The organism is Porticoccus sp. (assembly GCF_041592135.1).
Lineage (GTDB): Bacteria > Pseudomonadota > Gammaproteobacteria > Pseudomonadales > Porticoccaceae > Porticoccus.
Genome location: NZ_JBFHQR010000120.1, coordinates 1 through 7,693, shown reverse-complemented (window position 1 = coordinate 7,693; position 7,693 = coordinate 1). Strand labels below are relative to the sequence as shown.

At 59.4% G+C, this 7,693-nt stretch carries 7 protein-coding genes; 5 read left to right on the top strand and 2 right to left on the bottom strand.

Annotated features, from left to right (window positions below):
- Nucleotides 1–201 precede the first annotated feature (201 nt).
- Nucleotides 202–3,168 (bottom strand): ribonuclease E, encoded by a 2,967-nt coding sequence (gene rne / locus ABY948_RS10060; RefSeq protein WP_461482404.1) that lies wholly within the window; start codon nt 3,166–3,168, stop codon nt 202–204.
- A gap of 680 nt (nt 3,169–3,848) precedes the next feature.
- Between rne and rluC the strand changes: the two genes are divergently transcribed.
- Both rluC and ABY948_RS10050 read left to right on the top strand, forming a co-directional pair.
- The gene (rluC, locus tag ABY948_RS10055) at nt 3,849–4,796 is read left to right on the top strand and encodes a 23S rRNA pseudouridine(955/2504/2580) synthase RluC (RefSeq protein WP_461482403.1); all 948 of its coding nucleotides are present in this window, start codon (nt 3,849–3,851) and stop codon (nt 4,794–4,796) included.
- Between the two features lie 5 nt (nt 4,797–4,801).
- On the top strand, nt 4,802–5,479 hold the full coding sequence (locus ABY948_RS10050; RefSeq protein WP_461482402.1) for an HAD-IA family hydrolase: 678 nt from the start codon (nt 4,802–4,804) through the stop codon (nt 5,477–5,479).
- On the opposite strand, the gene ABY948_RS10045 is transcribed toward ABY948_RS10050, so the two are convergent.
- Nucleotides 5,471–6,049, bottom strand: coding sequence for a Maf family protein (locus ABY948_RS10045; protein ID WP_461482401.1), 579 nt, complete (start codon nt 6,047–6,049; stop codon nt 5,471–5,473). The genes ABY948_RS10050 and ABY948_RS10045 overlap by 9 nt on opposite strands.
- Nucleotides 6,050–6,204: 155 nt before the next feature.
- Between ABY948_RS10045 and ABY948_RS10040 the strand changes: the two genes are divergently transcribed.
- The 3 genes from ABY948_RS10040 to plsX all read left to right on the top strand — a co-directional run.
- Complete coding sequence (locus tag ABY948_RS10040; protein WP_461482400.1) at nt 6,205–6,744, top strand: YceD family protein; 540 nt, start codon at nt 6,205–6,207, stop codon at nt 6,742–6,744.
- A gap of 33 nt (nt 6,745–6,777) precedes the next feature.
- Nucleotides 6,778–6,957 carry a 50S ribosomal protein L32 gene (rpmF, locus tag ABY948_RS10035; protein WP_461482399.1) on the top strand — a complete coding sequence of 60 codons (180 nt, stop codon included), beginning with the start codon at nt 6,778–6,780 and terminating at the stop codon, nt 6,955–6,957.
- A 26-nt stretch (nt 6,958–6,983) separates the two neighbouring features.
- Nucleotides 6,984–7,693 (top strand): phosphate acyltransferase PlsX (plsX, locus tag ABY948_RS10030; RefSeq protein ID WP_461482398.1); only part of this gene is annotated, 710 nt, incomplete at its 3' end.

The following is a 7,693-nucleotide window of genomic DNA, read 5'->3' as shown; positions in this document are numbered from 1 at the left end:
GGTACCTCTCGATACGCCGGTTTTCAAGACCGGTGCTTTCAACCGCTCAGCCATCCCTCCTGTAACTGTTTTATGTGGCTTCGTGTCCAGGAAACTCCGAAGTTCACATCCGGGTGGCCCCGGAAAAGTGCGGCAGATTATACAGCGGATTCCTTTCCTTACAAGGCCGAACCCGCTGTCATTTTGCCTTTCTTGCTGGGCTCAGTTGTTGCCGCCCTGCGAGATGCCGGATTGCTCCCCGGACTCGTCAGGTTGGTCGTCGGTTGAACCTGCCGGGCCTGGTTTTGCTGCCGCTTTGGCGCGCGGATCATTGGATGCTCTGGTGTAGTCGCTCGGTTTGACCTCAACCGGTGAGGGCTTGGAGGTGTCCAGAGGCTGTGGCAAGGGCTTGGAGCGTAGATCGGTGACCACATTGACGTGCCCAACGGGGCGGGGCGCCAGTCTGGGGTCATTGCTGGCCCTGACATCGGTGGCTTCAGGCTGGGATTCCTCTGCCGGTGCCGTCACCTCTGTGGGCTTGGCAACAGGCGTCTCGGCAGCAGCAGTTTCAACGGGTTCTTCCGCAGGCGCTTCATCTGCTGCTGTCTCTTCAGTAGCTGCCGGGGCGATTTCCACTTCAGTCGCTTCGGGAGTGCCAGCTTCGGCCGCCGGTGCGGTTGCGCCCTCAGCAGTGGTGCTTTCCGTATCGGCTGCCAGTGCAGTATCCGCTGCCAGCGGTTCGCTGGTCGCTTCGGCGGCGGCAACAGTTTCCGGCTCCTGCACGACAGGCGGTGCCACTTCTACGGGCTGTTCTGACGCTGTTGATGGGCCAGCAGATTCGCTCACTTCTGTGGCGGTCTCCGTTGTTTCCGCGACGTCCCTGCTGATCTGTGCGTCGTTCTCGGCATCGACCTGGGCCAGGGTGAACATTTCGGCCTGGGCTGCAACGGAAGGCTCCGCGGTAACCTCGGATGGCGTGGCTGGAGCTGCTGGTTGAGCAGGTGCTCGGGTTTCCTCAGCCTGCGAGCTTTGTGGCTCGGTGGCGGCACTCGATTCGACCGGTGCGGCATCGGCGCCCATCGCGCTGATCAGTTCTGCGGGAACTTCCCGGCGCGGACGTCTCTGGCGAGGATTGCGGCGTTTGTCGCCCTCGCGGCGGGGGGGGCGATTACCGGTACCGGTATTGCTCTCGGTGTCCGCTGCGGCTGGAGTGGCGGCGTCATCCGGCTGCTGTTCGGGGCGAGGCTTTCTGGAGCGCTGTTCGCGGCGCGGCTTTTGTTCTTCCTGAGCGGGCTGGCTGGAGGAGCGCTGCGGCGGCTGGTTGTCCCGTTGCTCGGTCTTGGCACCCTGGCCCTGGCGTCCGCGATTGCGCCCGCCGCGACGGTCATCCGGGCGGCGGTTGCGACCCTGGGATTTGCGATCATCGCGCTCGCGACGGCTTTCAGCGGGCGTTTGCTCGGGTGCTTTCTGTTCTTCGCCACCGAACAGAGCGTTCATCAGGCGTTTCAGCAGGCCAGGCTGTGGCTTTTCTGCCGCTTCGGGCTTGGCGCTGACGGGTTTTTCTACCGGCACCGGTGCCGGTTGCGTCGGTGTGAGTGTCTTGACGGCGGGCTGTAATGCCGGCGGTACCGGCTTGACCAGTTCCTGATCCTGGTGCAGCAGTTCTTCTGACAGCGTGTGGGCCAGGCGATAGCTGTACTCCGTGGTCACGCCATCCTGCTCGCGGATGCGCTGTACTTCGAAGTGCGGCGTTTCCAGGTGTTCGTTGGGCAGTACCACCACTTTGGAGCCGTGGCGCTTTTCAATTTCAAAGATTTCCTTGCGCTTTTCATTGAGCAGGAAGGTGGCGACAGAAACCGGCGTAATGGCGCGGATTTCAGCACTGAATTCTTTTTGTGCTTCTTCTTCTACCAGCCTGAGGATGGACAGGGCCAGCGAGCGGGTGCCGCGAATGGTGCCTTGACCGAGACAGCGCGGGCAGAGTTTTGAGGTGGTCTCCTCAAGGGAGGGGCGCAGGCGCTGGCGAGACATTTCCAGCAGGCCAAAACGGGATATGCGACCAACCTGAACCCGGGCGCGATCCAGCTCCAGGGCGTCGCGCATCCGGTTTTCCACTTCGCGCTGGTTCTTGGTGGAGGTCATATCGATAAAATCGATCACCACCAGGCCGCCCATGTCGCGCAACCGCAATTGGCGGGCGACTTCATCCGCCGCTTCCAGGTTGGTGCGCAGGGCGGTTTCCTCGATATCGCCGCCGCGGGTGGCGCGGGCAGAGTTGATATCGATGGAGACCAGGGCTTCCGTCACATCAATCACGATGGAGCCGCCGGAGGGTAGCTTAACTTCGCGCTCAAACGCGGTTTCGATCTGGTTTTCAATTTGATAGCGGTTGAACAGAGGCAGGGGGTCCTCGTAGAACTTGACCCGGCTCTGGAAGTTCGGCATCACCTGCTTGATAAAGGCGGAGGCCAGGTCGAAAGCCTCGCGGTTATCCACGATCACCTCACCCACATCCTGGCGCAGGTAGTCGCGCACGGCGCGAATGATCACGTTGCTTTCCTGAAACAGGAAGTGTGGAGCCCTGGCTTTGTCGGCTTCTTCGCGAATGGTTTCCCACAGTTGCAGCAGGTAGTCCAGATCCCACTGCAGCTCTTCAGCGGAGCGTCCAATACCGGCGGTGCGCACGATAACACCCATGCCGGAAGGAGTTTGCAGGTCGCGCATGGCGGTTTTCAGGTCGGTGCGCTCGTCGCCCTCAATGCGCCGGGAAATGCCGCCAGCCCGGGGATTGTTGGGCATCAGCACCATGTAGCGGCCGGCCAGGCTGACAAAGGTGGTCAGTGCGGCGCCTTTATTGCCGCGCTCTTCCTTGTCGACCTGGACAACAACCTCGGTGCCTTCCCTGATAACGTCCTGGATTTTGATGCGACCTTCAACTTCAGAGGTTTTTTTGGAGAAGTATTCGCGGGAAATTTCTTTGAGGGGGAGAAAGCCGTGGCGCTCGGCGCCGTAGTCTACGAAGGCGGCTTCGAGACTGGGTTCGACCCGGGTGATTTTACCTTTGTAGATATTGGCCTTGCGCTGTTCCCGGGTGCGGTTTTCCAGGTCCAGGTCATACAGTCGTTGTCCGTCGACCAGTGCCACCCTCAGCTCTTCGGGCTGGGAGGCGTTGATTAGCATGCGTTTCATCATGTTTTCCTAATGTCTTGCGCGTGCAAGCAACAGGAGTACTGCTGAAACAAGAACAGCATGCGTACAAAAACGGGGCAATAGGATCGTGAACTAGCTTAAAAGCTAATTAAATGAGGTTGTTAACCTGTTGATTTTCCAATTATTGCCGTTATCAGTCACTAAATCTGTCCGGTGCTACCTTCAAGTGTTGGTTCTGATTGTCTTGTCGCTATATGTTCGGTGGTGGCAGAAGACCTCTCTATTAAGTCTGGAAGCCGTTGCGCTATCATCCGTGCCTCATTTGTGTGTCGGGCAGGGAAGCATTGGCCGGTCTTATGCCACCGTATGAACAGAACTGTTGTTCAATATGTTGTTGCAGTAACTTCTGCGCTCTCAGCGCGGTTTTGCTATGACAGCTGCGGTGAATTGACAGTGCAGCTGCCGGAATTAATCAAAATGGTGGGCTTGCGCCGCGTTGCTCCGGTCTACCTATGGTGCTCTACGTTTGGATAGCCCTATATCACGGCATATCCGGTGAGTCCGGCACAACGAAGCGAGAATATAGCAGGTCTGCTCGCCCGCTTCAATTTGTGAAAGGTGATTTGTGTCGATAATCTTATGATTCCGGAGGATTTTTTCTGGTGTCTCCGCCCAACACTGCTGTTAGAATGGCGACCTTTCCACCTCCAGCCAGGCCCATGTCCGATATTACCGCCAAACCCGTTGCAGTCCAGATGGTCGAAATTACCGAGCATCAGGCCGGGCAGCGTATCGATAATTTTCTGATCACCTTCCTGAAGGGTGTGCCCAAATCGCGTATCTACAGAATCATCCGCAAGGGCGAGGTGCGGGTTAATCGCTCCCGGGTGAAAGCGGAATATCGCCTGCAACCGGGTGACCAGGTCCGCGTGCCCCCGGTCAGGGTCGCAGAGCGGGAAGTGCCCGCCGGGCCCAGTCCCCGCCTGCAGCAGTTGCTGGAACAGGCTGTGGTCTATGAGGACGATAGCCTGCTGGTGATCGACAAGCCCGCCGGTCTTGCCGTCCACGGCGGCAGCGGGGTCAGTCTCGGGTTGATCGAGTCCCTTCGGGCGGCGCGTCCGAACCAGCCGTTTCTGGAGCTGGTCCATCGGCTCGACCGGGAAACCTCGGGTTGCCTGTTGGTGGCGAAAAAGCGCTCGGCACTGCGGCACCTCCAGGAAGAGATGCGTGCGGGACGGGTGTTGAAGGTCTACCGGGCGCTGGTTTGCGGTCGCTGGCCCAAAGGCATGAAGCGGGTCAGCGCCCCATTGCGCAAGAATGAGCTCAAGTCCGGCGAGCGGGTGGTCAAGGTTGACGGTGAGGGCAAGCCCTCGGTGACCCATTTTTCGGTGATACAGCGGTTTGATCGCCATACCCTGGTGGAGGCGACCCTGGAGACGGGCCGAACGCACCAGATACGCGTGCACGCCCAGTTTGTCGGCTGCCCTTTGGCCGGCGACGACAAATACGGCGATGAAGACGGTAACCGCCAATTGAAAGCGCTGGGATTGAAGCGGATGTTTCTCCACGCCGGAAAGCTGGGATTTGTCGCCCCCTCCGGCACAAAGTTGCAGGTCGAGTCACCCTTGCCGGAGGAGTTGGCGAGGGTGCTGGGCCAGCTGGGGTAACCGCCGTGGCGAAACTGCTGGTATTCGATTGGGATGGCACCCTGTGCGACTCGCTGGCGCGGATTGTATTGTGCATTCGCTGCGCCGCAGAGGAGGTGGGATTGCCGCCGCCCGAGAATGATGCAGCCAGGGACATCGTCGGGTTGGGGCTGGTGGATGCGCTGCAAACGCTGTTTCCGGGAATTGAGCATCGGCAGATCCTCGCCATGCGCGACAGTTATTCCCGGCATTTCGTGGAGTTTGACCGGGAGCCATCACCCTTCTTTGACGGGGTCTTTGAAACCCTGGAAGCCTTGCGCGCAGAGGGTTACCTGCTGACAGTGGCCACCGGCAAAAGTCGGCGGGGCCTGGATCGGGTACTTCGGGCGCGCGGTCTGAGCGATTTTTTTCACGGCAGTCGCTGCGCCGATGAAACGGCGGGCAAGCCCGATCCGAAGATGCTGCTGGAGTTGATGGCCGAGTTTCGCGCTTCCCCGGTGCACACCCTGATGGTGGGCGATACGGAATTTGACTTGGCCATGGCGGCCAGTGCCGGCACACCCAGCGTGGGGGTCAGCTACGGCGCTCACCATCCCCGGCGCTTGATGAAGTACCAGCCCCTCGCCTGTATCGAGCAGTTTTCCGAGATAAGACAGGTTGTCAAAGACTATCAAAAACAGTTGGGTATCCAGTTGCTACAGTAGGTTGTAGCCGTGCTCGCGCAGCATTTGGCACAGGCGGATCAGCGGCAGGCCAATCAGTGCAGACGGATCGGTGCTGTGGATGGCGTCGAACAGGCATATCCCGAGTCCTTCACTTCTGAAACTACCCGCGCAATTGTAGGGCTCGTCCCGCCGCAGATAGCTGCGGATCTCCTCGTCAGCCAGTTTTTTGAACACCACGTCGGTGGGTACGAGGTCAATCGAGCAGCGGCCGGTTTGACTGTTCAGCACTGCCACCCCGGTAAGAAATCGCACCCGCCGGCCAGACTGGGCCCTGAGTTGCTGAGACGCGCCCTCAAAATTGCCCGGTTTGGTCAGTACCTGGTCCCCGATAACGGCAACCTGGTCAGAGCCAATAATCAGGTGTGCGGGAAACTGTTCTGCCAGCGCCCGGGCCTTGGCTTCCGAGAGCCGGCGCACCATGGCTTCCGGTGCTTCGCCCGGCAGGGGTTGCTCATCAATGTCCGGGGCCACCGCCTCAAAGGGTTGCGCCAGCCGCGCGAGCAGCGTTTTTCGGTAAGCGGATGAGGAGGCGAGCACCAGCGGGTACATAGGCGTTTTCCCTGCAAAAAGGCCACTATTATATACAGTCTGATTCTCCCTTTGCCGGTGTGCCGGCAGGCCATTGCCGCAATGCGCCGGAGGCCGCGCAGTTAAAGGAATTTTTCTTTGACAGATCAAAGTCATATCACTATTATTGCGCGCCTATGTCGACACCCCCTCAGATTAGCCAGTTGCCGCGGATTCTGGATCCCAGACGTTTGGCGAATCAGGGTGTGGTTCTGTCGGGGCAGGTCGCGATTGCGCACTGTGAGCGGTTGCTGGACGCGGTGCTCGAGGTCAGCGAACCCATCGCTGTGGAGTTGACCTTTGACATCGCTGACCAGGGTCGCAAAGTGGTGTGTGGCGAGGTCGCGACGACGGTGCGAGTGGCTTGCCAGCGATGCCTGGCACCCCTGACGGTACCGGTGACAGCGTCCATACAGCTCGGTATCGTCTGGAGCGAGGACGAGGCGAAGTCGCTTTCCAAGGATCTCGATCCCTGGATTGTGGACGGCGAGACCGCGGATATATCGGCAATGGTTGAGGATGAGTTACTACTGGCGCTGCCATTTGTAACCTATCATCCGAGTGGCCAGTGTCACGGAGATATACCGTTTTCGACCGGTGACAACACTGGCGAAGAGGGGAAGAAAAACCCCTTTAGTATTCTGGAGCAACTGAAAAACAGTGGCGCCGACCATTAACAGATAACAGACAGTTTTTAGCAGGAGTTTAAAATGGCCGTTCAACAGAACCGTAAAACCCGTTCCAAGCGTGGCATGCGTCGTTCACATGATGCACTGAGTGGACCCACTCTGTCCGTCGATCCGGTCAGCGGCGAAAAGCACCGCCGTCACCATGTTTCAGCCGACGGCTTTTACCGCGGCAAGAAAGTGGTTGCTTCAGCCGAAGACTGATATCCCGCAATTCAGACCGTATTTTTTTGGCTGACTCGCCCTGTCTCGCCATTGACGCCATGGGCGGGGACTTTGGTCCCCGCATCACGGTACCCGCGACGCTCGAAATTCTCCGCCAGCAACCCCGCCTGAGGGTTGTTCTGTTCGGCGACAGCCGACAAATCCAAGCCGCTCTCGACAACACCGGTGACTCCTTCCCCGGGCGTCTGCGCGTGCAACATTGCACGCAGTCGGTGGCCATGGACGAAAAACCCAGTTCGGCTCTGCGCCACAAACGCGAATCCTCCATGTGGCAGGCCCTGCAACTGGTTGCCCAGGGCGAGGCGCAGGCCTGCGTCAGCGCCGGCAACACCGGCGCGCTGATGGCCATGTCGCTGTTTCAGTTGGGAACGCTGTCCGGTATCAGCCGTCCGGCCATCTGCACCCGTGTGCCCACCAGCCGCGGTTTTACCTATTTGCTGGATCTGGGTGCGAACCTGGAGTGTTCTGCCCGGCAGCTGTATGAATTTGCCCTGATGGCCACCCTGGCCGCCGCTTCCGAGGCAGAACCGGGCCCCAGGGTCGGTTTGCTCAATATCGGTGTGGAAGCCATCAAGGGCCGCCAGGAAATTCTCGATGCCGCCGAATTGCTGAAGGGAGACCCCGATATCAACTATATGGGTTTCGTGGAAGGCGACGCGCTGTTCACCGGGGTGGCCGATATCGTGGTCTGTGATGGCTTCAGCGGCAATGTGGC

Bases quoted from the DNA above. Each gene is read 5' to 3' on its own strand.
- ABY948_RS10040 (WP_461482400.1), top strand. From the start codon at position 6,205: ATGTCGACACCCCCTCAGATTAGCCAGTTGCCGCGGATTCTGGATCCC.
- rne (WP_461482404.1), bottom strand. From the start codon at position 3,168: ATGAAACGCATGCTAATCAACGCCTCCCAGCCCGAAGAGCTGAGGGTG.
- rpmF (WP_461482399.1), top strand. From the start codon at position 6,778: ATGGCCGTTCAACAGAACCGTAAAACCCGTTCCAAGCGTGGCATGCGT.
- rluC (WP_461482403.1), top strand. From the start codon at position 3,849: ATGTCCGATATTACCGCCAAACCCGTTGCAGTCCAGATGGTCGAAATT.
- ABY948_RS10045 (WP_461482401.1), bottom strand. From the start codon at position 6,049: ATGTACCCGCTGGTGCTCGCCTCCTCATCCGCTTACCGAAAAACGCTG.